Annotated in this window: 26 protein-coding genes; 22 read left to right on the top strand and 4 right to left on the bottom strand. The window is 60.2% G+C overall.

The features are described from left to right. Nucleotides 1–177: 177 nt before the first annotated feature. From dsbD to cueR, 8 genes are all read left to right on the top strand, one after another. Complete coding sequence (gene dsbD / locus P0D73_RS37815; RefSeq protein WP_408435202.1) at nt 178–1,929, top strand: protein-disulfide reductase DsbD; 1,752 nt, start codon at nt 178–180, stop codon at nt 1,927–1,929. A gap of 69 nt (nt 1,930–1,998) precedes the next feature. Next, a complete protein-coding gene (locus P0D73_RS37810; RefSeq protein WP_408258502.1) occupies nt 1,999–2,352 on the top strand; it encodes a hypothetical protein in 354 nt (117 codons plus the stop codon). A 133-nt stretch (nt 2,353–2,485) separates the two neighbouring features. Further along, a complete protein-coding gene (locus tag P0D73_RS37805) occupies nt 2,486–2,791 on the top strand; it encodes a hypothetical protein (RefSeq protein WP_408258509.1) in 306 nt (101 codons plus the stop codon). A 54-nt stretch (nt 2,792–2,845) separates the two neighbouring features. Next, a complete protein-coding gene (locus P0D73_RS37800) occupies nt 2,846–3,073 on the top strand; it encodes a DUF2933 domain-containing protein (RefSeq protein WP_408258511.1) in 228 nt (75 codons plus the stop codon). Nucleotides 3,074–3,156: 83 nt separating this feature from the next. Continuing rightward, on the top strand, nt 3,157–3,312 hold the full coding sequence (locus tag P0D73_RS37795) for a hypothetical protein (protein ID WP_408258514.1): 156 nt from the start codon (nt 3,157–3,159) through the stop codon (nt 3,310–3,312). Between the two features lie 28 nt (nt 3,313–3,340). After that, nucleotides 3,341–3,898, top strand: coding sequence for a PCYCGC motif-containing (lipo)protein (locus P0D73_RS37790; RefSeq protein ID WP_408258517.1), 558 nt, complete (start codon nt 3,341–3,343; stop codon nt 3,896–3,898). 35 nt (nt 3,899–3,933) lie between these two features. After that, the gene (locus tag P0D73_RS37785) at nt 3,934–4,251 is read left to right on the top strand and encodes a P-II family nitrogen regulator (RefSeq protein WP_408258520.1); all 318 of its coding nucleotides are present in this window, start codon (nt 3,934–3,936) and stop codon (nt 4,249–4,251) included. Between the two features lie 191 nt (nt 4,252–4,442). Continuing rightward, nucleotides 4,443–4,838, top strand: coding sequence for a Cu(I)-responsive transcriptional regulator (cueR, locus tag P0D73_RS37780; protein ID WP_408258523.1), 396 nt, complete (start codon nt 4,443–4,445; stop codon nt 4,836–4,838). A 177-nt stretch (nt 4,839–5,015) separates the two neighbouring features. On the opposite strand, the gene P0D73_RS37775 is transcribed toward cueR, so the two are convergent. The 4 genes from P0D73_RS37775 to P0D73_RS37760 are packed head-to-tail and all read right to left on the bottom strand — an operon-like array spanning nt 5,016 to nt 8,817. After that, entirely contained in the window at nt 5,016–7,424 is a 2,409-nt protein-coding gene (locus P0D73_RS37775) for a heavy metal translocating P-type ATPase (RefSeq protein WP_408258526.1), read from the bottom strand. Nucleotides 7,425–7,444: 20 nt separating this feature from the next. Next, nucleotides 7,445–8,101, bottom strand: a complete 657-nt coding sequence (locus P0D73_RS37770) for a methyltransferase family protein (protein WP_408258529.1) — start codon at nt 8,099–8,101, stop codon at nt 7,445–7,447. Further along, nucleotides 8,085–8,339, bottom strand: a complete 255-nt coding sequence (locus P0D73_RS37765) for a DUF2933 domain-containing protein (protein ID WP_408258532.1) — start codon at nt 8,337–8,339, stop codon at nt 8,085–8,087. The genes P0D73_RS37770 and P0D73_RS37765 overlap by 17 nt, the downstream gene beginning before the upstream one ends. Before the next feature lie 25 nt (nt 8,340–8,364). Beyond that, nucleotides 8,365–8,817, bottom strand: a complete 453-nt coding sequence (locus P0D73_RS37760) for a hypothetical protein (RefSeq protein WP_408258535.1) — start codon at nt 8,815–8,817, stop codon at nt 8,365–8,367. 390 nt (nt 8,818–9,207) lie between these two features. Here P0D73_RS37760 and P0D73_RS37755 point away from each other — a divergent pair, with 390 nt between their 5' ends. The 14 genes from P0D73_RS37755 (at nt 9,208) to P0D73_RS37690 (ending at nt 22,564) form a co-directional block, all read left to right on the top strand. Then, nucleotides 9,208–9,828, top strand: a complete 621-nt coding sequence (locus P0D73_RS37755) for a LemA family protein (RefSeq protein WP_408258538.1) — start codon at nt 9,208–9,210, stop codon at nt 9,826–9,828. Further along, a complete protein-coding gene (locus P0D73_RS37750) occupies nt 9,825–10,673 on the top strand; it encodes a TPM domain-containing protein (protein WP_408258541.1) in 849 nt (282 codons plus the stop codon). The genes P0D73_RS37755 and P0D73_RS37750 overlap by 4 nt, the downstream gene beginning before the upstream one ends. Nucleotides 10,674–10,675: 2 nt before the next feature. Then, on the top strand, nt 10,676–11,173 hold the full coding sequence (locus P0D73_RS37745) for a TPM domain-containing protein (protein ID WP_408258544.1): 498 nt from the start codon (nt 10,676–10,678) through the stop codon (nt 11,171–11,173). A gap of 320 nt (nt 11,174–11,493) precedes the next feature. Next, nucleotides 11,494–12,042 carry a hypothetical protein gene (locus P0D73_RS37740; protein WP_408258547.1) on the top strand — a complete coding sequence of 183 codons (549 nt, stop codon included), beginning with the start codon at nt 11,494–11,496 and terminating at the stop codon, nt 12,040–12,042. 699 nt (nt 12,043–12,741) lie between these two features. Continuing rightward, the gene (locus P0D73_RS37735) at nt 12,742–14,178 is read left to right on the top strand and encodes an ISNCY family transposase (protein ID WP_408435200.1); all 1,437 of its coding nucleotides are present in this window, start codon (nt 12,742–12,744) and stop codon (nt 14,176–14,178) included. Between the two features lie 886 nt (nt 14,179–15,064). Next, complete coding sequence (istA, locus tag P0D73_RS37730) at nt 15,065–16,567, top strand: IS21 family transposase (protein ID WP_408435198.1); 1,503 nt, start codon at nt 15,065–15,067, stop codon at nt 16,565–16,567. Beyond that, a complete protein-coding gene (istB, locus tag P0D73_RS37725) occupies nt 16,554–17,321 on the top strand; it encodes an IS21-like element helper ATPase IstB (RefSeq protein ID WP_408435196.1) in 768 nt (255 codons plus the stop codon). The genes istA and istB overlap by 14 nt, the downstream gene beginning before the upstream one ends. Next, nucleotides 17,318–17,536, top strand: a complete 219-nt coding sequence (locus tag P0D73_RS37720) for a hypothetical protein (protein WP_408435194.1) — start codon at nt 17,318–17,320, stop codon at nt 17,534–17,536. The genes istB and P0D73_RS37720 overlap by 4 nt, the downstream gene beginning before the upstream one ends. 431 nt (nt 17,537–17,967) lie before the next feature. Beyond that, entirely contained in the window at nt 17,968–18,867 is a 900-nt protein-coding gene (locus tag P0D73_RS37715) for a hypothetical protein (RefSeq protein WP_408259050.1), read from the top strand. Next, nucleotides 18,842–19,549 carry an RES domain-containing protein gene (locus tag P0D73_RS37710; protein ID WP_408435192.1) on the top strand — a complete coding sequence of 236 codons (708 nt, stop codon included), beginning with the start codon at nt 18,842–18,844 and terminating at the stop codon, nt 19,547–19,549. Before P0D73_RS37715 ends, P0D73_RS37710 begins: the two co-directional genes overlap by 26 nt. An 816-nt stretch (nt 19,550–20,365) precedes the next feature. Continuing rightward, nucleotides 20,366–21,319: a tyrosine-type recombinase/integrase gene (locus tag P0D73_RS37705; protein WP_408259056.1), complete on the top strand. Its 954-nt coding sequence runs from the start codon at nt 20,366–20,368 to the stop codon at nt 21,317–21,319. A 105-nt stretch (nt 21,320–21,424) separates the two neighbouring features. Further along, a complete protein-coding gene (locus tag P0D73_RS37700; protein WP_408259059.1) occupies nt 21,425–21,877 on the top strand; it encodes a hypothetical protein in 453 nt (150 codons plus the stop codon). Nucleotides 21,878–22,020: 143 nt separating this feature from the next. Further along, nucleotides 22,021–22,215 (top strand): hypothetical protein, encoded by a 195-nt coding sequence (locus P0D73_RS37695; RefSeq protein WP_408259061.1) that lies wholly within the window; start codon nt 22,021–22,023, stop codon nt 22,213–22,215. Further along, nucleotides 22,172–22,564: a hypothetical protein gene (locus tag P0D73_RS37690; RefSeq protein ID WP_408259063.1), complete on the top strand. Its 393-nt coding sequence runs from the start codon at nt 22,172–22,174 to the stop codon at nt 22,562–22,564. Before P0D73_RS37695 ends, P0D73_RS37690 begins: the two co-directional genes overlap by 44 nt. Nucleotides 22,565–22,589 lie beyond the last annotated feature (25 nt).

The following is a 22,589-nucleotide window of genomic DNA, read 5'->3' as shown; positions in this document are numbered from 1 at the left end:
GACAGCGGGCCTGCGGTCGCACGTTTGCGCTCACATCTTGTGAGTAGAGGCACTGCAATGCGAATAACATCATCTGACGTACGGCAAGAAATTTGCTGTCAAACGGACGCAGCGAATCGCGCGTTGCGCATCGTGCTTGGCTTGCTATTCGTATTCGTGTCTCTGGCCGCTTACGCGGTGAACGAATCGGACCTGCTGCCCGTCAATGAAGCCTTCCCATTGACAGTCAGCGTCAGCGGGCCACAGCAGGTAACGCTTGACTTCGGCACGAAGGCTGGCTACTACCTGTACCAGGACCGCTTCGGCTTCGCCGTAGATGGCGTGTCCGTGAAGCCGGACCAGATGCCGCCCGCCGAATCGAAAAACGACCCGACATTCGGCATGATCCAGGTCTATCACCGGCCTGTGCAGATTCGCATTCCCTTGCCCCACGCCATCGCAGCAAGCATCGTGCTGTCCGTCACGTCGCAGGGGTGTGCGGACCTCGGCGTCTGCTACCCACCGCTAACCCGAAGCTACCGCATAGCCGCCAACGGCGTCGTCACCTCCATTGCCAACGAAGGGAATGCAACGGCCGGCGCGACCGGGTCTCCAGTTGTCGGCGAAAATCGGGGCCTCGCGATTTTCGGCCTGAATCTGCGACCGGCGAATGGTGTTGGCGTGCCCGAACTGCTAGGCTTTCTGCTTGCCGGTTTGTTAATGGCGGGCACGGTTTGCATGTATCCCCTCATCCCCATCGTAACCGCCGCCGTTATCGGTGGAACGCGGGAGCGGTCATCCCTATGGCGGGGCTTCGCACTGTCGCTCGCTTATGTGCAAGGACTGGCAATCACCTACGCGGTCGCCGGCACTATTGCGGCGCTTATCGGCATCCCGTTGGTGGCGGTGACGCAAAAATCCTGGGTTCTGGTCGCGTTTGGCGCGCTGATGGTGCTGTTCGCGCTGGGCATGTTCGGCGTATTCCGGCTGCAGCTGCCGGCCAGTTGGCAAACCAGAATCACGGCGTGGAGCAATCGCCTGCCTGGCGGGCGCATCCTTCCGGTGTTCCTGATGGGTATGCTCTCCGCGTTGATTGTCGGGCCGTGTTCCACGCCAGTACTTGCAGGCGCGTTGCTCTATATCGCGAACAGTCACGACGTTGTCGGCGGAGCACTGGCGTTGTACGTGATGGGCATCGGAATAGGCCTTCCGCTCCTGGCGGTCGGTACCTTCGGCGCACACGCTTTGCCGAAGTCCGGCCGGTGGATGGTTGCGATACAGAACACGCTCGGCGTCATGCTGCTCGCGGGCGCATTGTGGTTTGTCTATTCGCTGCTGCCTGGCTGGCTGCTGATGATACTTGTCGCGCTATTGCTGACCAGCTGCGGCATGATGCTCCGGGCTATTGACCCGTTACCGCCCGATGCGCCCGGTATTTCCCGTGTGGGAAAGGCGTTCGGCGTATTGCTGCTGGTCGCCGGAGTCGCTGAATTCATTGGCGTTGCATCGGGCAACTTCGACGTCCTCGAACCGCTCGGTGGCGTGATGCGCGCGTCGTCATCGGCGACCGGAAACCTGGATGCAAATGCAACCGTGCGGTTTGAAGCGGTACGGACCAATGCCGAGCTGGACCAGGCGCTGAAGGCAGCGGACGGCCAGCCTGTGATGGTCGATTTCTATGCGGACTGGTGCATCAGCTGCAAGGAGCTCGAGCGCTTTACGTTTGCCGACTCGCGTGTGGTCAGCGAATTTGCTCACTGGAAGCTGCTGCGCATCGACGTAACGAAGAATACTGCAGAGGACACGGCGATGCTGCGGCGCTTCGGGCTCTTTGGGCCGCCGGCCCTTATTTTCTATGACAGGAGCGGGCGGCAGCAGGCCGATGCTCAACTTGCGGGATTCGTTGGTGCCGATGCGTTTCTCGCGCATCTAAAGCGATGGGGGCAGTAGCGTGAGCGTGCACACAAGTCCGACGGCGGGTCGTAGCGATGTGCTGCGGCAGCGCCTATACTGAAATCTATGAAAGTCTGGGCCAAACTCGTCGCGTACTTTCTGATTGCGTGGTTGCCGCTGCTCGGCTACCCTGCGCAGGCGGCGCTTTGCCCGGCGGTAGCGTCCGAGGCCACGCAGCAACAGATGCAAACCTCACACGTGTCGGACATGGTGGCGTGCGAGCACGGTGCAAAACACCACACCATGAAAGCACAGCCGGCATGTCAGGGCATGGGTGGTCTCGTCTGCGGTGTGCCAGCCATACCTGTGACGTACGCCGTTATCGTTATCCCTTTCTCGCCTGTCTATCGGGCTGTCGCCCGCACCTTCGCAGAGCAGTTCATTCCCGAACTGCCGGCACCTCCGCCTCGCTCGCTGTAACTCCTTTGTCGACCAGGTTCGAACGGTTTCACACCGTGGCTCGCGGACGTCTGCCACGAACGTGACGAACGTCAACCTGCGCGTCGTCAACTGCTTTTGCAGTGACACGATTAAACCGAATCCGGAGAGTTACATGAACTCGAAATTTCTAAGAGCAGCCGCGCTGTCAGCACTGCTATTGGCCACAGGCACTGTCGCTATGGCGGCCGGTGGTACGGGCAATAACCCCAGCTCCTCCCCGCAAAGCCGGGAACACGGCTCGTCCATGATGGGAATGGGAGGAATGGGCGGAGGCATGATGGGCAACTGTCCAATGATGGGCGGCAATATGGGCATGGACCCGAAGACCGCGATGCGCATGCATGGCGAAATGATGAAGGCGATGGGCGACATCATGCTCAAGTACTCCGACCAGGCCGGAGCGACTCCGTCTAAGTAAGCGCCTCGGTATTCAACCACGAACATTCAAACTCATTGCCTTAAGGATTCGACCATGAAATGCAACACGAAGACGATGGTGACGATTGCACTGGCTCTCGCACTGGTGCTGTCGCTCGGTTACTGGGCGCTTCCTCAGATAAGAGGAGCGCTCGGCACATTCATCGTGATAGCCAGCGCGTTGATTTGCCCGCTTTCGATGCTGTTCATGATGCGCGCCATGCAATCCCACACCGACAGTCCGGAAAAGCCTGGTCAGGCGGTGGAGAAGAGCAGGTTGTAATTCGACCATCTTTCTGATGGTATAGCGTGGGGCTGGTGCGACTTGAGCGGTCGTCGCGCCGTGCCCCAGCGTAGGAGCGAATCATGTTTAACGGAAAGCCGATATTGAACCTCATCATCGGCATCTTTGCGGCTATCGGCCTCATCGCCGTACTCGGTGCCGTCGGCATGACAGCGATGCACGTCAGCATGATGCATGGGCTGCAATCGTGCAGTCAGGCGATGCATCTTCAACCGTGAAAGCCATTGGTGAATTGGGAGATTCAGAATGAAGCGTCATACACCCGAAAGCAAGGCGGCCAGGTCCGCTGAACGCGTCAGGCTGTCCAGAAAAGCTTTGCTGCACCTGCTGTTCCTGCTTGCCCTGGTTGTCGCGATACCTGCAGCCATGATTTGGGGACCGTCTCTTGTGCGACATGAGGCTGTCTCGACAGTGAAGGCAGCAAGACCATCCAGTCAAGTCCAGCAAGCATCCGCCTGGCACGTCGGAATGCTGCGTCCAGGCGGGTTGCGCATCATCCCAAGTGGGCGGTCAGATGCTTCTCACGTCCTGAACCCGAATGAGTTTGCCGACAAGGATGTCAAGCACGCATACTGGGTCGCAACACAGATTCCTGCCGTGCTCAACAAGCTCTACTGCTGGTGCGGTTGCGAAAATCGCGGTGTGCACCGCTCCAATCTCCAGTGCTTCGAAGACCAGATGGCGGTGACGTGTGCGGTTTGTCAGGGGACCGCTGAGATTGCTTACCAGATGACGCAGGCAGGGGTTCAGGATGCGGGCAAGATTCAGGCAGCCGTCGATGCGAAGTGGGCACCGAAAGGCTAGGCGACAGCTGCTTTTCCTCGGTCACGGAGGACAACATGGAACTGAAATGCGTTGTTGCAATTGTTCGGCCCGAAGTCGTGGAGATACTGGAGCGGCGGTTGGGAGCAATTCACGTTCACGGACTGACCGTCACCCGAGTCAAGGGCTTCGGAGCGCACCCAAACCCCTTCTCGAACGACTGGACTTCCGAGCACATCAAGATTGAGGTTTTCACCCAGAGCGAGGGCGTTGATGTATTGGTTCAGGCAATCATGGACGTCACACACGGTGCTGCCGGGGAAGACGGAATCGTCGCGGTCCTCCCGGTGGAGCGCTTTTTCCGGGTGCGTACGGCTTCCGAGGCGGCTCCGTGAGCCAAACGACGGCGGGCGCCCCGTGCACCGTATCCTGATGCTTAAAGCGCCCCTCATCGATGCGGCGTCATCGATAGACGGCGGCAACGGGTAGCGGTCCATGCCGACGTCGAAAATTCCTTGACCTTCCCATCGTGGGAAGGCCAACAATGACCTGTACTGGTGGAGCGACCGTTGTGTGAGGGGGAGCGATGAATATTGGCGAAGTCGCGAAGTCGTCGGGCATGTCCGCCAAGATGATTCGCCATTACGAGGAAACAGGCCTGATTCGGGCTGCCACGCGGACAGAGTCGAACTATCGCGTGTACACGCCCAAGGATGTCCAGGTGCTGCGCTTCGTCCGGCAGGCTCGACATCTTGGTTTTTCCACGAAGCAGCTTGCGGTATTGCTGGCTCTTTGGGAAAACCACGGCCGGTCCAGCAGCGAGGTCAAACGGCTTGCAAATGAGCATATTGCCGACTTGAACCTGCGCATTCAGGAACTGATAGAAATGAGAGATACGCTCCAGTATCTTGCGGCCCACTGCAAGGGTGACTCACGCCCTGACTGTCCGATTCTGGAGAACCTGGCTGGCGAGGCGCATTGATGGCGCCGCGACCTTCCATGCACTGGAAGGAATGAACGGCAAGTCACGGACGGGTGACGCGAACATGCATTAATCGCGCGGGCGCGGGTTCGTACCCGTCGGTGAGGGCCGACAGTGCGAAGTCGCGCTCCATCTAGCTACAGGTACTAGGTACCCTTTCGCCGGTAAGAGGCACGGCTACGTGCGTGCCGCCCTCAAGCGAAGAGCATTGCCTATGACCGATACTGAGCTTAATGCCATTGCCGCGCTCGCGATTATCGGGCTGAGCAGGATGCCCAGCCAGGGATACAGCACGCCCGCTGCGACCGGGATTCCAATTACGTTGTATGCGAACGCGAAGAAGAGGTTCTGCCGGATGTTCTTCATCGTTGCGACACTCAGTGCCCGGGCTCGCGCGATACCTCGCAGGTCGCCCTTAACCAGTACAACGCGGGCACTGTTCATGGCCACATCGGTTCCAGTTCCCATCGCGATTCCCACATTGGCCTGTGCCAAAGCCGGCGCATCATTGACGCCGTCGCCTGCCATCGCGACGACATGCCCTTGATTCTGCAACTCCTGTACGTGCTTGTATTTGTCCTGCGGCAGAACGCCCGCCTTGACGCCATCAAGCGACAGCGTCTTTGCTACCGCGTTGGCGGTGACTGGGTTGTCGCCGGTCAGCATGATGATTTTGATGCCAGACGCCCTCAGAAGTTGAACCGCCTCTGCTGTTGTTCCCTTGACCGGGTCGGCCACGCCGATATAGCCCGCGAGCCTTCCATCAATTGCGAGGTACATAATCGTCTGGCCGGCTTCGCGTAGCCGGTCCACGTCAATGCTCACGGCAGCGCAGTCGACTTTCGCGTCGTCCATGAGCCCCGTGTTGCCGAGCAAAGCGACGTGCCCATCAATCCGACCACTCACACCTTTTCCGACGATAGCATCGAATGCTTCAACGGGCTTCGTGTCCGCCTTTTTCTCCTGCGCCTGTGCAACGATGGCTTGCGCCAGGGGATGCTCGCTGGGTCTCTCAAGACTGGCTGCATAGCTCAGGACTGCGGATTCTGACAGGCCCGTTAAAGCCACGACGGTTTGCACGCGAGGTTTTCCTTCCGTGAGGGTGCCAGTCTTGTCGACGACAAGCGTATCTACTTTCTCCATCAATTCGAGTGCTTCCGCGTCCTTGATGAGAACGCCTTCCCTGGCGCCGCGCCCGACCCCTACGATGATGGAGACAGGAGTCGCCAGTCCTAGCGCGCAAGGGCACGCGATGATGAGAACGCTGATGGCGACGACCAGCGCGTTCGCGAGCGCCGGGGCCGGTCCTATGACAGCCCAGACGACGAACGAAACCCCAGCTATGGCGATGACAGCCAGCACAAACCAGCCCGACACCAGGTCAGCCAGCTTTTGAATGGGTGCGCGAGAACGACCGGCCTCAGCAACCATCTGGACGATTCTCGCCAGCAGCGTATCGGCTCCCACCTTTTCCGCACGCATCAGGAACGTACCCGTCTGATTGACCGTGGCACCTGTCACTTTGCTACCTGCTACCTTTTCCGACGGGATGGACTCCCCCGTAATCATGGATTCGTCGACGCTTGAGCGTCCGTCGGTGACGACTCCATCGACCGGAACCTTCGAGCCCGGTTTCACCCGAAGCGTGTCGCCAATCACGACGTCTTCGAGCGGTACGGATTCCTCCGTTCCGTCGGCCGTTACACGGACTGCCGTATGCGGCGCAAGATTGAGCAAATCCTTGATAGCGCTCGAAGTGCGGGAGCGTGCGCGCAGCTCCAGTACCTGTCCCAAAAGAATCAGCGTGACGATGACTGACGCTGCTTCAAAGTAAAGTGGCAGCTCATATCCATGTCGAAACGCCTGTGGCAATGCCTCCGGGAAGAACAGCGCGAACAGACTAAAGAAGTAAGCGGCGGAAACGCCCAGCCCGATAAGGCTGAACATGTTCAGTTGCCACGTCCGGAATGACTTCCAGCCACGCTCGAGAAACGGCCAGCCTGCCCACAGAACGACTGGGGTGGCGAGTGCCGCCTGAACGCATTGTGCCCACGATGCAGGCATCCAGTGGGGCAATGTCAACCAGTTACCGAGCCGGTTAATGGTGGCGCTGAAGTCGTATGACAGGAACATCGGCCCCATCGTCATCACCAGCAACGGTACCGAGAGTGCGAGCGCGACCCAGAACCGACGCGTCATCGACTCGAGTTCAACATTCCGCTCCTCGGCCGCGAGCGGTGTGACTGGCTCCAGCGCCATGCCACAGATAGGACAGTTGCCTGGCGCTGACGCACGTATTTGCGGATGCATCGGGCATGTATAGACGGTGCCCGGTCCGATTGCTGCGGAGGGAGTTTTCGTCACTGCAGGACGAAGGTATTTCGTCGGCGCGGCGCGAAAGGCGTCGAAACACTTGCTGCTGCAAAAGTAGTACGTTTTATCACCATACGTATACCGATGCGCAGCGTCCTCCGTAACGTTCATGCCGCATACCGGGTCAACGACTCCAGCCCTGCCTTTATCCACAGGCACACCCCCAGAGGGGATGTGGGCGGCCGTTTTCGTGTGGACGTTTGACTCGGACATCGAAGCCTCTCAGCTACTGGTCATTGGACATGCGCAGTATCGCTACCGGATAACCTGGGAATAAAGCGTGGCGTGTGTGCGGCGTAATCTCGCCAGGCTTGGCCGAACCGCTGTTGCGAGTCATGCTCCTCCTGCCGCGCAAGACGCACGTACATGGCTACCAGAATCGGAAACATGACGATTGTGACGAGCGTCGGCCACTGCAGCAAAAAGCCGGTCATGATAACGACGAAGGCGATGTACTGGGGGTGCCGGACCTTCGCGTACGGACCCGTCGTTGCCAACTGACCCGCACGCTGAGCCTCGTAGAGCACATGCCACGATATTGACAGCAGATAGAAGCCGCCGAAGATGAGAACAATGCTGGCGACGTGAGGAAAAGCGAGGTGCGGGTTGCCGTGCTGCCCAGTCATCGTCCACCAGATGTGGCCGGAGTCATGATTCAACAGATTCACTTGTGGAAAACGAGTCTGCAGCCACCCGGATAAAAGATAGAGGGTGAGCGGAAAGCCATACATCTCGGCGAACAGCGCTACAACAAATGCCGAGAATCCACCAAACGTTCGCCAGTCGCGGGCGGTGTTCGGTTTGAAGAAACTGAACGCGAAGACAATAAAGATGAGGGAGTTGATTGCAACCAGTCCCCACAATCCGTAGCCGCTAGCTGGGTCGCTCATCGTGACCTCCCTTCGTATCTGTAGGGTGCGCACCGCCGTGAGCGCCGTGATGGTGTCCGTGATGCATGAACAGGTGCATTAGCGGGCACGCCAGGAACAGGAGATACGGCAGCACGCCGAGAAAATGCGCGCGATGCTCGGAGAACATGAAGAAGGCGGCCACCGCCCCAAAGCCCACCAACGCGATGGCGCCGCGCGACTTCCAGAATGGCCGTGTTTCCTGAGAAGGCATGTTCATGCTTGACTCCTCGGCATTTGCGCCGTCATTTGCCGGTCGGCGCGCTTTGAACGGATTGGCGGTCCATCATCATGGTCATCATCATCTGCATCATGTCCATGCGCTTTTCCATCATGTCGTCCCGCATGCGGTTTGAGCCCATGCCGCCGTGAGGTTCTTTCATGGCGTTCATCATGGCCATCCCTTGCTGCATGGCCTGCATTTGCTCATCCATCAGCGTTGCTCTCTCTTCAGGCGTCTTTGCCGCCATCATCCGCTCGTGTATTTCCTGCATCTTCTTCATTTGAGCGTCGGCGTCGGTAAGCGATTTTGGTTGCGCCTTCGACGCCTTTGCGGCTTGTGAAGCGCCCGGGCCGTGGCCGTGTTCGTCAACATCCGGTGAAGCGCCTTGTGAGATGGCCGAGCCGAATGTGAGTGATAGGGCAATGAGCGACCCAGCAATCGATGCGAGAGTCGATGTTTTCGGTCGGCTGTTCATGATTTTTCCCGAGCTATTCATTGCATACCATACACTGTATCGACGAGTACGCAGACCTAATTGACCTAGCTCAAAGAAGACACGTCGCGGCGGGGAGGCATATTTGTCTGAAGGTTGACACAGGGTCGTTGCACCGCGCGACGGCGCTTGGCCTCTCCGTGGAGGTCAGAAAGCATGCTGCTTTCGTCCTGACCCCGCCCATCACGTCGGAAAAACAGATTCTGGTAACCGGGGAGTGTGACTCCGGAACGAACTTGACCTGCGTCAATTGCGGTCGACTGGTCCGGCGTAGGCTGAAATTGCCGTCGCTGGCAGGTTTGAGGCTGTCGCCGGTGGTGACTGGCGGCCAGAAGAATGCGAAGGAACCAGACAGAAGACAGGGATATCCCAATGCGCGCAATTTTGACGTGGTTGATGGCGGTAGTCGTGCTGGGAATCTCCGGCTGTGGTTACAACGCTATTCAGGGGCAGGACGAACAGGTGAAGGCGAGTTGGTCTGAGGTATTGAATCAGTATCAGCGTCGCGCCGACCTTATCCCTAGTCTCGTGAATACAGTCAAGGGCTATGCGAGCCAGGAAAAAGAAGTGCTTACGCGTGTGACGGAAGCCCGCGCGAGAGTGGGTTCGGTGCAGGCAAGCCCGGAGCTCATTAACGACCCGCAAGCATTTGCGAAATTTGAAGCTGCGCAGGCCCAGTTGACGAGTTCGCTATCAAGGCTGCTGGTCGTGTCAGAGAATTATCCGCAATTGAAGTCGGACGCAAATTTCCGTGACCTGCAGGCGCAACTCGAAGGGACCGAGAACCGGATTGCCGTTGCGAGAAACCGTTACATCAAGGCGGTGCAGGACTACAACGTAACAGTGCGCTCGTTTCCGTCCAACCTGACGGCGAGTGTCTTCGGCTATAAGGAGAAGCCCAACTTCTCAGTGTCGAATGAAGCCGAGATTGCTCGGCCTCCGCAGGTCAATTTCGACGCGGCCCCGGCCCCGGCGAGTGGAGCGTCCAATTGAACATCCTGAAGGCAGCGAGAATTGCATCGCTCGCGCTCATCCCATTCCTGTCGTCTGTTGTCAGCGCAGATGTTGCAATCCCTGCTTTGACTGCGCGCGTCACCGATGAGACGGCGACGCTCACCGCCGAGCAGCGCGCGTCGCTCGAGCAGACACTACAGGATTTCGAGGCGAAGAAAGGAAGTCAGATTTCCGTGCTTATCGTGCCAACGACACGGCCCGAAACCATCGAGCAATATTCAATGCGTGTTGTCGAGCAATGGAAGCTCGGCCGCAAGCGTGTCGACGACGGCGCGCTTCTCATCGTCGCAAAAAATGACCGGGAACTGCGCATTGAGGTTGGTTATGGCCTCGAGGGGGTACTCAACGACGCTACCAGCAGCCGCATCATCAATGAGGTGATTGTTCCGAGATTCAGGCAGGGAGATTTTTACGGTGGCATCACGGCGGGCGTCAGCAGCATGATGAACGTCATCAGCGGCGAGCCTTTGCCACCGCCAGATAGACAGACTGGCGGAGATTCGGGGAGCGTCCGGGGCTATTTGCCCGTACTTTTCGTACTGACTTTGGTGGCAGGGGGCGTGCTTCGTTCGGTGCTGGGACGCCTGGTCGGTTCAGTTGTGACCGGCGGCGCCATCGCGGTCGTTGCATGGCTGTTGTCCGGGACGGTTTTAATCGCAATCGTCGCGGGTGCCATTGCCCTGGCTTTTACCCTATTGGGTAGCGGGTTGGGCGCGTTCGTTGGAGGGCGTGCCATTGGCGGCCCCGGGGGCGGGTCCAGCCGCACAACGTTTCGTGGGGGCGGTGGGGGCTTTGGTGGTGGCGGCGCCTCGGGCAGGTGGTAGGCATGGAAATCAAACGGATAGTAAGGCACCTGCTCCTGACGCGCTGGAATGTGAACACTGCCTTTCCTCCTCGCACGCTGCACGCGATTGAGAAAGCGATTCAGGCAAGCCACCGAGCCCATGTAGGACAGGTTCGATTTGCGGTCGAGGGAGCGCTTCAAATCGATGAACTGCTGACCGACACGTCTGCAAGAGAACGGGCGATTGACGTCTTTTCGCAGCTTCGGGTGTGGGACACGGAGCACAACAATGGCGTACTTATCTATCTCCTGCTTGCCGACCGTGACGTGGAAATAGTTGCAGACCGAGGGGTTCATGCTCAGGTGCACGCCGCCGAGTGGGAAACCATCTGTCAGAGCATGGAGGAGAATTTCAGGCTCGGCAACTATGAGGCTGGCGTACTACACGGCGTCGAGCAGGTGAGCGAACTGCTCAAAAGGCACTTCCCTGCCCAGCAGGAGCGGCAAAGTGAGTTGCCGAGCAAGCCAGCGGTGTTGTGAGATATAAGGGGAGCCGGACTGATGCTGGTTGCGCGGCCAAGAGCGCCCTTATGCCCGCGAAGCGGATACGCCTGCATGGCGTATCCGCCGGAGTTTCTCAACTTCAATGCGTAATCTATTTGTCGCCTTCACCCAGCAGCGCTTACCGTTGAAGGCCGTCTTGAGCTAATTGTTAGATAAGCGTGGCACCAGCAACGTCTTGACTGGAGATTGTGATCTTCAGACTGCGGTGCGGAGTTGATCGGCAATGACCCACGGTGCGAGTTCGTCGATGCGGTTGATCGCATGGTCGGCGACCGTGTTCAGCACAGGCGGACGACATGAGCGTTGAGGAAGCAAAGAAGAGGGCGTTGGCAATCGTTCGGGAAAAGGGACTGGACGTCGCCCTGATTACCGCTTACCTCGAGACGAGGCACTATCCGTCGTGGAGCCAGCGGGACGATTTCGCCAAATACAATATCGGCCTGTCGGGCATATCCGGCGGACCGATACCTGTGACAGTCGGATTCACTCGCGGGAACGGCCACGCCGTGACCGCGGAGCTGGACGGCACTGTATCTACGTTACGGGGCGTGTGGTATCTGCCGATGTCGTTTGATAGCAGCGATGCCGCCACCGTTTATGAAGGTGTCGAGATGCTGCTCGATGACGATGTCGTGCTCGCCGGTGTCTATCTGGCACGCGACCGTGAAGCTTGCATCCCGGCTCAATTTTCGATGGTCAGTGTCGAGGCTTACCACTCGAGTCCGACTGCCGAGCAATTGCTGGCAAAAATTTCAGATTTGGTCAAGACGCACAAAGCGAAGCAAGCTGCAGAGCGGCAGGCCGCGGAAACGGAAAAGTACCGCGGCAAGTTCTCATTCGACTAGAGCAGGTGTCATCGAGCATACGTGATTGCAACTACAAGACGCGCGGCTATGCCGCGTAGCGCGCCTTCAATTGTGAGCGTATCTTCGCCTCCGGGATTGGTGTTCATCAGGCTTATCCGGATTCCGTCGGCATTTGTCACGAGTTCACTTGTTATTTCATCAAAAGCCCAAGTGACTGAGCCAAGCGATGGAAGAAGATTGGACAGGCGCTCAATACTTGGGTGTGCGCCCTCCGTGAGATGAAGAAGTGGCGAGGAAGCCGCTCGTATCTCGCTCTTTTCTTCAAGACACAGATGCACTGACGTTCCAACAATCGGCACGAGCCGGCGGCGACGCCTCGCGTACGCTTCGACTCTGCCAAATGACACAACAGTCCGCTCCCAGTAGTCCAAGTTCACCGCCTTTAGAAATTGACGCGTGACCAAAGACGCGAGGCGGAGTGCGCCCTGCGGGACTCTAGTTGCGTGACGCATCATTATGCGGCTTGCCTTCGGCCAAAGCCTGTAGCGCCGTGACCAACTTTTCACGCACGCGTTGGACCCGACCTAACTTCTGGCCATGCGATTTGACATAATGAAAGTTATCACCAGAAATAATGTAGCGGCAATATGAGAATGTCGTGTTTCAGCAAGATACAGATGTCGTGTTTTGCAGCTGATGCCATGCTCGGCGTTTCCGGTCTGATTGCGGGAGCCCGACATGCGTGCAGCCGAACTGGTGACACTGAACATGCGCGAACTCGACCGTTTCAAGGTGATTCAGGCGATTGTGGAGCTGGGGCTAAAGCCCGGGCGAGCTGCTGAACGGCTCGGGCTCAGCGTGCGCCAGGTCGAGCGGCTGGTGATCCGCTATCGGGCTTCGGGTGCCGCCGGTTTGTGCTCGGGCCGACGCGATCGCCCGGGCAACCGGAAACTGGATGAAGGACTGGCTGTGCGGGCGCTGACGATCATCCGTGAACGCTACGCCGACTTCGGGCCGACACTCGCGTGCGAGAAGCTGCACGAATGCCACGGCGTCACGCTGTCGAAGGAAACCGTGCGGCATCTGATGACCGATGCGGGCTTATGGATTCCGCGCCAGCAGCGCCCGCCGAAGATCCACCAGCCGCGCGCCCGGCGCGCGTGTCTGGGCGAGCTGATCCAGATCGACGGCAGCGACCATGCGTGGTTCGAGGAGCGCGCGCCGGCGTGCACGCTGCTGGTGTATGTCGACGATGCCACCAGCCGGATCATGGCGCTGCACTTCACGGCCACGGAGTCGACGTTCAGCTACTTCGAGGCGACGCGTGCGTATCTCGAACGTTACGGCAAGCCGGTCGCGTTCTACAGCGACCGGGCCAGCGTATTCCGGCCAACGCACAGCCGCACCGGCGCGCGGGGCGTCACGCAGTTTGGCCGCGCGATGTACGAGCTGAACATCGACACGTTCTGCGCCAACAGCAGCCCCGCCAAGGGGCGCGTCGAACGGGCCCACCTGACGCTGCAGGACCGGCTGGTCAAGGAACTGCGGCTGCGCGATATCAGCACCATCGAAGTCGCGAACGCGTATGCCTCCGCTTTCATGGCCGCCTATAACGCGCGTTTCGCGAAGCCGCCCAGAAGCACGTACGATGCGCACCGGCCGCTGCGCGATGACGAGAATCTCGACACCATCCTGACGTGGCGGGTCCAGCGCAAGGTGTCGGACTCGCTGACCGTGCTGAATGACCGCATGATCTATCTTCTGGAAGAAACCGAGATCAGCCGGAAGCTGATCGGCCACTACATTGACGTGTGGGAGTATCCGGACGGTCGCATCGAGATCCGTGCGGACGGCGTGGCGCTGCCCTATGTACCGTACGACAAGCTCGCGGAAATCGACCAGGGGGCCGTGGTTGAGCACAAACGGCTCGGCCATGCACTGAGGGTCGCCCAGGCGATGCAGGCACAGCGCGATAACCGCCCTGTGTCGGGATCGCCCTCCCGCACCAATCGCGGCGCGCAAGTGCGTAGCAAGGAACGCCTGCCGGGCACGAAGAAACAGCGCGAGTTCACGCGCGAGGACATGAATGCCGCGCTCAAGTTGATCGCACAACCGGACGCAAAACCTCCAAGCCAGTCCATCAAACCCACGCGGCGGACCGCAGGATCCCGCTGAACGGACTGACACGCCCTGCCCGTTCACACGCCGTCCTTCAACAATGTGTAACGACAAAACCAGAGAGATAGATCGCCACTTGTGAACGGCTGTGAGAAGCCGACACTAAACGGCGGCGTCGATCAGAGATGCGGAATGGTCACGCTCTGCTGAGCGGTTTGGGAATGGTTTGCGCGAACAGCGGGGGCGCTACCGGGTGCGTCGGAAGGAGCCCGTAGGGCGAGTGCAGACGCACCCGACGCGGCTCGTTTCAGGAAGTGGTGACGCTCAGGTCGAGATGCGGTAGAAGAAGGCTTACCGTCGAAGAAACAGGCCCGACACCGGCTCAAACCGCCAAGTTCACTCCGATGTCGAGCCCTACACGCGCATGGGGCACGGGTGCCGGACCAGTATGGCACGGCCCATCAGTCCCGTCGATAGCGTTTCGGCATTGACGGGGATTGCCGATGCCGGCCACCGGCCGCCTTTTTGTGTGCGCCCGCTGCCGGGCGCAGGTCATCGTTTGCCGCCGTTGCGACCGCGGTCAGATCTACTGCGACGGCGACTGCTCTGAGGTCGCGCGTCAAGCCAGCATGCGCGAAGCTGGCCAGCGCTATCAGCGCAGTCGTCACGGCCGCTTTGCGCACGCCGAACGGATGCGCCGCTATCGCAGCCGCCAGAATAAAGTGACGCATCACGGTTCCGCTGTGCCTGCCACCGATGCTCTACTGGCACCGACTTCGACGACGTCGGCGGCAAGAGCAGCGGTCCCCGCCACCGCCCCATCTGCGCCTGAGCATTGTCATTTCTGTCACTGCGTCTGTCCGGCCTTTGTGCGCATCGGGCCACTACGCCGTCGGGTCTTCCGTGATGTTCGTACTGCTACTTACTGCACAGGAAGTGACCCATGACCATCGAAGTTGAACTGGAGGCGCAGATCCTGCGCTACTACCACGTCGAGAAGTGGCGCTGCGGCACCATCGCACGACAGTTGCACGTGCACCGTGGCACGGTCCAGCGCGTGCTGGCGCAGGCCGGTCTACCCCGCGTCGGCGGGATGCTCAGACCTTCGCAGATCGATGCCTACCTGCCGTTTATCCTTGACACGCTCAGGAGGTTTCCTTCGCTCACGGCCAGCCGGCTGTATGCGATGGTCACCGAGCGCGGCTACCGTGGCAACCCTCATCATTTCCGCCACCTGATCGCGGTACACCGTCCGCGTCCTACGCCAGAGGCTTATCTGCGGCTGCGCACCTTGCCCGGAGAGCAGGGCCAGGTTGACTGGGCCCATTTCGATCACCTGCAGATCGGGCGCGCGCGCCGGCCACTGATGGCCTTCGTCATGGTGCTTTCGTGGTCACGGCAGATCTATCTGCGCTTCTTCCTCGATGCGCGCATGGACAGCTTCCTGGCGGGCCACGCCGGCGCGTTCGCGGCGTGGTCCGGATTGCCAAGGATCCTCCTCTACGACAATCTCAGGAGCGCTGTGCTCGAGCGTCAGGGTGATGCGATCCGCTTCAACCCGACGCTTCTGGCGTTCGCCGCTCATCATCGCTTCGAGCCCCGTCCCGTGGCAGTGGCCAGAGGAAACGAGAAGGGACGCGTCGAAAGAGCTATCAGATATGTACGCGAGAGTTTCTTTGCCGCGCGCAAGTTCGCCGATCTCGACGATCTGAACATCCAGGCCGCGCAATGGTGCGCGGGCATGGCGGCCGATCGTCCCTGCCGGGAAGAGCCCACGATCACGGTGCGCGAAGCGTTCGCCCGCGAGCAGCCCAGCCTGCTTGCGTTGCCGGAGAATCCGTATCCCTGCGAGCTGCAACAGGCCGTGAAGGTCGGCAAGCAGCCTTATGTGCGCTTCGACCTGAATGACTACACGATCCCGCATACCCACGTGCGGCGCGTGCTTACGGTTCGGGCCGATCCCCGGCAGGTGCGCATTCTCGACGGCGCCGATCTGCTTGCGACTCATGTGCGTAGCTACGATCGCGGCGCGCAGATCGAGATTGCCGCGCACATCGACGCCCTCGTTGCACGCAAACGCGAAGCGCGTCACCATCGCGGCCTCGATCATCTCGCCCGCGCAGCGCCGGCCAGTCACACACTCATGCTGCGCGCGGCTGAACGCGGCGCCAATCTGGGCAATATCACTGCCCACCTGCTGCGGCTGCTCGACCGTTATGGTGCAGCCGAACTGCAGGCAGCGATCGAGGAAACGCTCGCCAGCGATGCCGCGCCTCACCAGAATCCGGTGCGTCTGGCGCTGGAGCGTCGGCGCGAGTCGCGCCAGGTACCGCCGCCCGTGATGGTGAACCTGCCCGAGCACGTGCGTAGCAAGGACACGCTGGTGACCCCTCACCGGCTCGACATCTACGACCAGATAACGGGAGGTACAGATGAGCTCGGCTGAGAACCTGCAGCAGCGCGCGAACGCCTTACGCCTGTACGGGCTGCTGGCGCATTGGCCGGAACTTACTGACGCCGACTGGGTTGCGCCGCTGCTGCAGTGGGAAGAAGACGAACGCGCCCGCCGTTCACTCGAGAGGCGCATCCGGGACGCCCATCTGGGCAGCTTCAAACCGCTGTGCGACTTCGACTGGGCCTGGCCCACGCGTTGCGACCGGGGCGCCGTCGAAGAACTGATGTCGCTCGAGTTCGTCAGGGACACCGCCAACGTCGTACTGATCGGCCCGAACGGCGTGGGCAAGTCGACCCTGGCGCTGAACCTCGCATACCAGGCGCTCGTTAGCGGGCACACCGCGCTGTTCACAACCGCTGGCCAGATGCTCGGCGAGCTCGCCGCGCTTGACAGTGACTCGGCGTTACGTCGGCGGCTGCACCGGTACGCCACGCCTGATGTGCTTGTAATTGACGAGGTCGGATATCTGTCCTACTCGAACCGCCACGCCGACCTGCTGTTCGAACTGATTAGCCGCAGATACGGCGCAGCGAGCACCGTGGTCACGACAAACCGGCCGTTCGCAGAATGGTCGGAGGTGTTTCCGAACGCCGCCTGCGTCGTCTCACTGGTTGACCGGCTGGTCCATCGCGCCGAAGTCGTCGCGATCGAAGGCGAGTCCTACCGGGTGAAGGAGGCACGTGAACGTGCCGAGCAGCGCGCAAAGAAACGCAGCGCGGCACGTATGGAGAAGAAGAAATCATGAAGCGCCTTCACCTGCCTTCGGGCAACACTCACGGGCTCGACTTCCTGATCCCGGACAACTGGTCCGCCGATCAGGCGCTCGCCGTCGTCGAACTCATCGACGATCTACGCGAGCGTATTGCCGCGCACTACCAGATTCCGCTCAATGACTTGCTGCACGAACAGCGCGCGCCTCCCGACAATCCTCACCCTCGCGACATCGACGATCCATTCTGATGGCCATCACCCAACAACAGCGGCCCATAACCGCCCCTGTTGTTGACGCTTCTACTCAACTTTGCGCCGCCATCTAATGACGCTTTTACACCGCCGCTAACACCACTTCCTGTTCAACCGATACGGACATCTGTATCTTGCTGGGACCCCGACATTTCAGAATGGCCTCGACAAATAAAATTTCGATTCTGGCGAAGCCGACCGTCGTTAGCGTCGCTACCTGGTTTAATAACGCAACAAACCCGTGAGATTAGCGGCGTCGGTGAAATTAACTTGCATCGAAGCGCATCACGGTTGTCAGTTTTTTCTTGTCACTCAGCGCCCATGCGATCTCACCCCGACCGCGATAACGAGGATAAGCTTGATAACGAGGATATCCCGGAGTATCCTTTCCTTACGGGCAGTACGCCTACAGATCATGCGGAGGAGGTATGTCTTCGGTCGGTTATGTCGAGGTGGCACGGAAGGGCGACCTTCCGGTAATCGAATTTGGTCAACTTGACGACGCAGAGGCGCTGGTCGACGTCTCCAACGACGGGGCACGCCTTAGAGTCTTTTTCTCTCGCCTCGTCGAGAGTCAAACTGCTCTAGCAGCAAACTTCTCGTCTTTTGTGGAGAGCTTCGCCCTCGTGAAGCAAATGGCGCGTCCTGATTCGGCTCTTAGGGAACAGATCGCCGACTTGGCAGTGAACCGGGTTTCCGGCGAATGGATTTTTTTTGAAGCCAAAAACGCCACCGGAGCCGTCCAACAATTGCCGGTGCATTCGTGGCGAGATTTGGCCCGATCGTTTGGGAGCGTGGGCAGGGTGTTTGCAGTTGAGGGCGAGCTCAGCGATGTGCTCTACCTACTGGATTCGATTCGTGAGCAGGATCGCCCGCAGGTACCAATCTCGGAAGACGCATCGTCGGCGAAGTCACACCAAGCCGCGATTGATTTCCGGAACAAGCTTTTGGCAAAGCGCTGGCCGGATGGCAAGCGCGTCGCGGAAATGGCCGGCGTTTCGGTCGGCAAAAACCCGGCGCAATACGCGGCTCGACTGCGTTCGAACGGCGCCCTACTGGGCGTCTGGGACGCACCGGAGCGGACTTACCGGCATCCTGACATACAGTTCGACGCTCATGGCCAAGTCCGCCCGGAAGTTGCGGAGTTGCTCGCGGTGTTGCCGGGAGCCGACGACGATAAAGGCGGCTGGCGTCGTGCGTTCTGGCTCTATTCTCCTCACGCGCAGCTCGGAAACGAAGCGCCCGCAGCAGTGTTCCCGAGCGACGCGAAGCGGGTGATTGAAGTCGCAAAGCAAGAGTTCCATGGAGACAACGATGCCCGGTGGTGACGGTGACGTGCTTCATCGAGTCCACGTTGGCTACCTACCGGCTGGAGGTTCTTATTGGCACGTCTGTCCGGGCCACTATGCGGCGACATCGCCCAATCCACGATCGGAAGCACGGTTGGCGTGGCGCGATGGCGCCCACAGCATGTTCTACGCGGGGGACACGCCCGCAGCCGCGCTCTGGGAGACAGTATTGCGGGATGCCGCTGTCCGGCAAGGCTCTGTCTACACTGACCCCAGCCATCTAGAGGGGATGGTGCTCGCACGGCTGACCCTCTCGGTGAGCGTGCCCCTCATCGACCTAAGGGCGCCGTACCGCCGAGAGATAGTCGACCCGAATTCCTTACTCGACTCTAGGTGGGAGCAGTGGTTGAGACAGCCCGAGCATCAGGCGACTCACCAGGTCACCGAGCGCGTGATGCGCCAACTGGCGGCAGCTGGCCATCAGAAGGGCGCGGCACTAAGATGGCATTCGCGGCAGGGTGGTGCTGACAGTGTGGTGCTGCTTTTTGCGCCGCCTATGACTGCCTCGTGGTGGGAATGCGAAGACTCCGAAATTGTCCGGCTCGATTCCGTTGCCGGCGAATCCAGTATTCGTCGGGCGCTGGCGACACAAGGCTTGTCCTGGCTCAGCGCGCCGGCCGGGCCTGCGTTCGATCCGCCGCCGACCCCAACGGGATCTTAAGAGGCTCGCATTTCTGGCAAATTGAACCACCTTGGCACTGAGCCGGATCGCAGCTGGCAACGGCCGCTCTCGAGTCTCACGCACGCAAGACTGCGACCCTACGAAAGTTGAAGGTGGTAGCGGTGCGCGTTGATCCGCAGATCGAGCACAGACTGCGGCTGCTTGCAGAGACAACGGGCCGCAGGCAGTCGTTTTTCCTGCAGCAGTCATCGAGCGGGGCATCGACGCGATGGAGGAAACGTGGCTGCCCGCGGCGACGCTTGCCAAGATCCGTCGCGGCGATTTTCCGGAGTTGCAGCAGAGCGGCTCGACGCCCGATCTCTTTGGTGACTGATGCGTTTCCGTCGGCTGCGGCCGGCTCCGCACGCAGATCGGCCCATCGCGCGATCAACGTTGGATCGCGGGTCAGAAACAGCGGGCGGTTCGTCCGTCCAACGACATGCGCGCCGTTTCATTGCGTTTCAAAGACTCGCGGGTCTTCGTCCTCGCGCGTGGCACACGGCGCAAACGCATCGACGATCCCGTCAGGCGTCCGCCACATCATGCGGTAAAGCAGCTTCCTGCACCGGTGCGATAGCTGGCTCATCACGACTCATCGCGCTTTGCGGCGCGCTCTCGTGCGAGCTCGCCGCGCCTTGACATTGGATGGCGAACCGTACGATAGGCCACAGATTCATTCTCGCCGTGCCGCCCATGATTTGCTCCGCCCTTCCCTGCGCCTGTCTGTCGCTGTGACCCCTTTCCCCTGGGAGCCGGTTTTGGCGAAGCGGCAGCTTCGCGTATGATCGGGATGGCGCGCTTTCAGTATATACATTTATGGATGCAGAACTCTGGCGGTCTGACCCGGAAACGGCTTATGGCGAATGGCAACGCGCCGAGGCTACTGGCGCGGATCGGCGCACGTTCGCGGAGCGCTCAATCGTCCAGCACCGTTCGATGTTCGCCCGCTTCTACCGGTACCTCACAGGTCACGGCGTCACGCTGATGGAGTTCGGCACTGACCACATCGAGGGCTTCTTTGCCGATCTGGATCGCGACTGCGCGCCGGGCACGTCGACGCGTCTGCGATACCTGAAACTGATGGACCGGCTGTCGCGCCATCTGACGCTACTCGGCCTGCGCACCGATAACCCCGCCGCCGCCCTGCTGCCCCGCGAGCACTGGCCAGAGGACGAGCCCATGCCGGTGTTCCTGTGGCCCGGCGAAGATTTGCGACTACAGCATCTTTGCCGCATCACGGACTTCGAGTCGTTCAAGGAGATGCGCAACCGCGCGATCGTTGCGCTGCTGCTCGGCAGCGGCATCAGCGCAGCCGAGCTAGTCGCGCTCACAGTCGACGACCTCGACGTGGGCGCGCGAGCCAGCGTGTTCGTCCGGAAACGCGGGCCGCGCATTGCGCGCCGCGTCCCCATCGACCCGTTCGCCGTTGACCTTCTACGCGCGTACGCGAAGGCGCGCGCCGGACTTCCGGCAAGCGATGGGCTGCTGTTCATGGCGACGGCTGGCGGGAAGCCGATGAAGCCTGTCACCCTTGGACAGTGCGTGCGCGGCGCGCTGCACGCGATTGACGCGGCGGCCGCCGACGAGAGCCCACGGCTACTGCGCAACACCTATGGACGCAGGCACCTGCTGGAGGGCAAAACCAACGAACAGGTGAGCAACCTGCTGGGGCTGTCGAGCCACCGAACCGCCACACGGTTACGCGAAACGATCACCGAGTCCGGCAAGCCTGACGCCCAGCAGGTGCAGGACGGCACGCACGCGGCCTGACTGCTCGCCCGATCGCTCGCGGCGCTGCCTTGACTTTGTGCAGCGCCGCGTAGCCTGGTAAGTGAACCGTACACGGGGTACGGCTACACTCCCGAGGCAACAGCCATGATCTACAGAAGCCCGTTCAGGGACATCATCTATCCGGCAAGGAACCGCGAACCGCGCGTCACACGCTATCGCATCGTGCTTGCGAAGAACGCCAGACTGGTCCGCGCGATCGTTCACCTGATGGTGGAAGAACCCGAGCAGCCCCAGCCGACCGACAGCACCGCGCTCGACGTCATCCTGAACAGGATCATCGAGGCGGAACTGGCCGGTGTGCGCCACGACTGCATCCGGCTGGTCGTCCAAGCGGCCGGGCAGATGACCGACTATCCGATCGTCTACAACGCACTGGACGTCGTGCGCCCCGGCAACGTCACGAAGCGGCCGGCGACGACGACCGATCAACCCATCCATATCCGTTCGCTCGATGTCGTCGGCGGATCGGTCGCCTTCTACGTCGATCGCGAGGGCGGCAAACCAGTCAGCGCCGGTGTCGCGGGGATGTTTGGATGAGTGCACCGCGCCCCCGCTATGCCGTTGGTCGGTGGGAATCCCTGTGGGCGAGTCATCCCTATATGTCCCACCGGATACTCATCGACCTCCCGTCCCGTAAAGTTATCGCCGGGGAGCACCGTTACTACAAGGAATGGCACAGCATGAGCCTGCGCGACCTTGAGTACATGCAACAGATACTGGACGAGACCTATCACGACATCTTTGACGAGCCGCAGGAGTACGACTTCGCGCTGATTGATGAGCCGCCGTGTTGGGCCGTGCAGCCGTGGCCGAGGGTTGCGGCGCTGACCGATGACGATGACCAAGACGATCAAGCGGGCGTTGACGATGTGTAATTACGGTCGGCGCCAGCGGGACGAAAACCTTCAACGAGGACATGAATTGACAAACAACGATACCCCACTGCAATTTACTGGGACCCGGGACGACCTGTTCACCTTCGCCCACGGCGAGATCTTGGGCACCATGTATCCGTCCCGCGACAAGATCGGGCTGGACGAATGGGTCTGGCGTCTTTCGAAGACAGTCATCAATCGCGTGCGTGATGACGACGGTGAATTGCTGGAGGTGAAGGCCGAGACGGTCATCATCAGTGAGGGCTATGCGAGCACGGCTGCCGACGCTGCATACGACATGCGCGCCTGTCTGCATCGACAGATTGAGAAAGCTGGCCAGAGCGCGTAGCAGGTCCTGGCAGGCCATGTAGGTG

It is taken from the genome of Paraburkholderia sp. RL18-101-BIB-B, assembly GCF_046026985.1.
GTDB lineage: Bacteria > Pseudomonadota > Gammaproteobacteria > Burkholderiales > Burkholderiaceae > Paraburkholderia.
The sequence above is the reverse complement of the archived record's forward strand: the minus strand, read 5'-3'. Positions and strand labels throughout refer to the sequence as shown.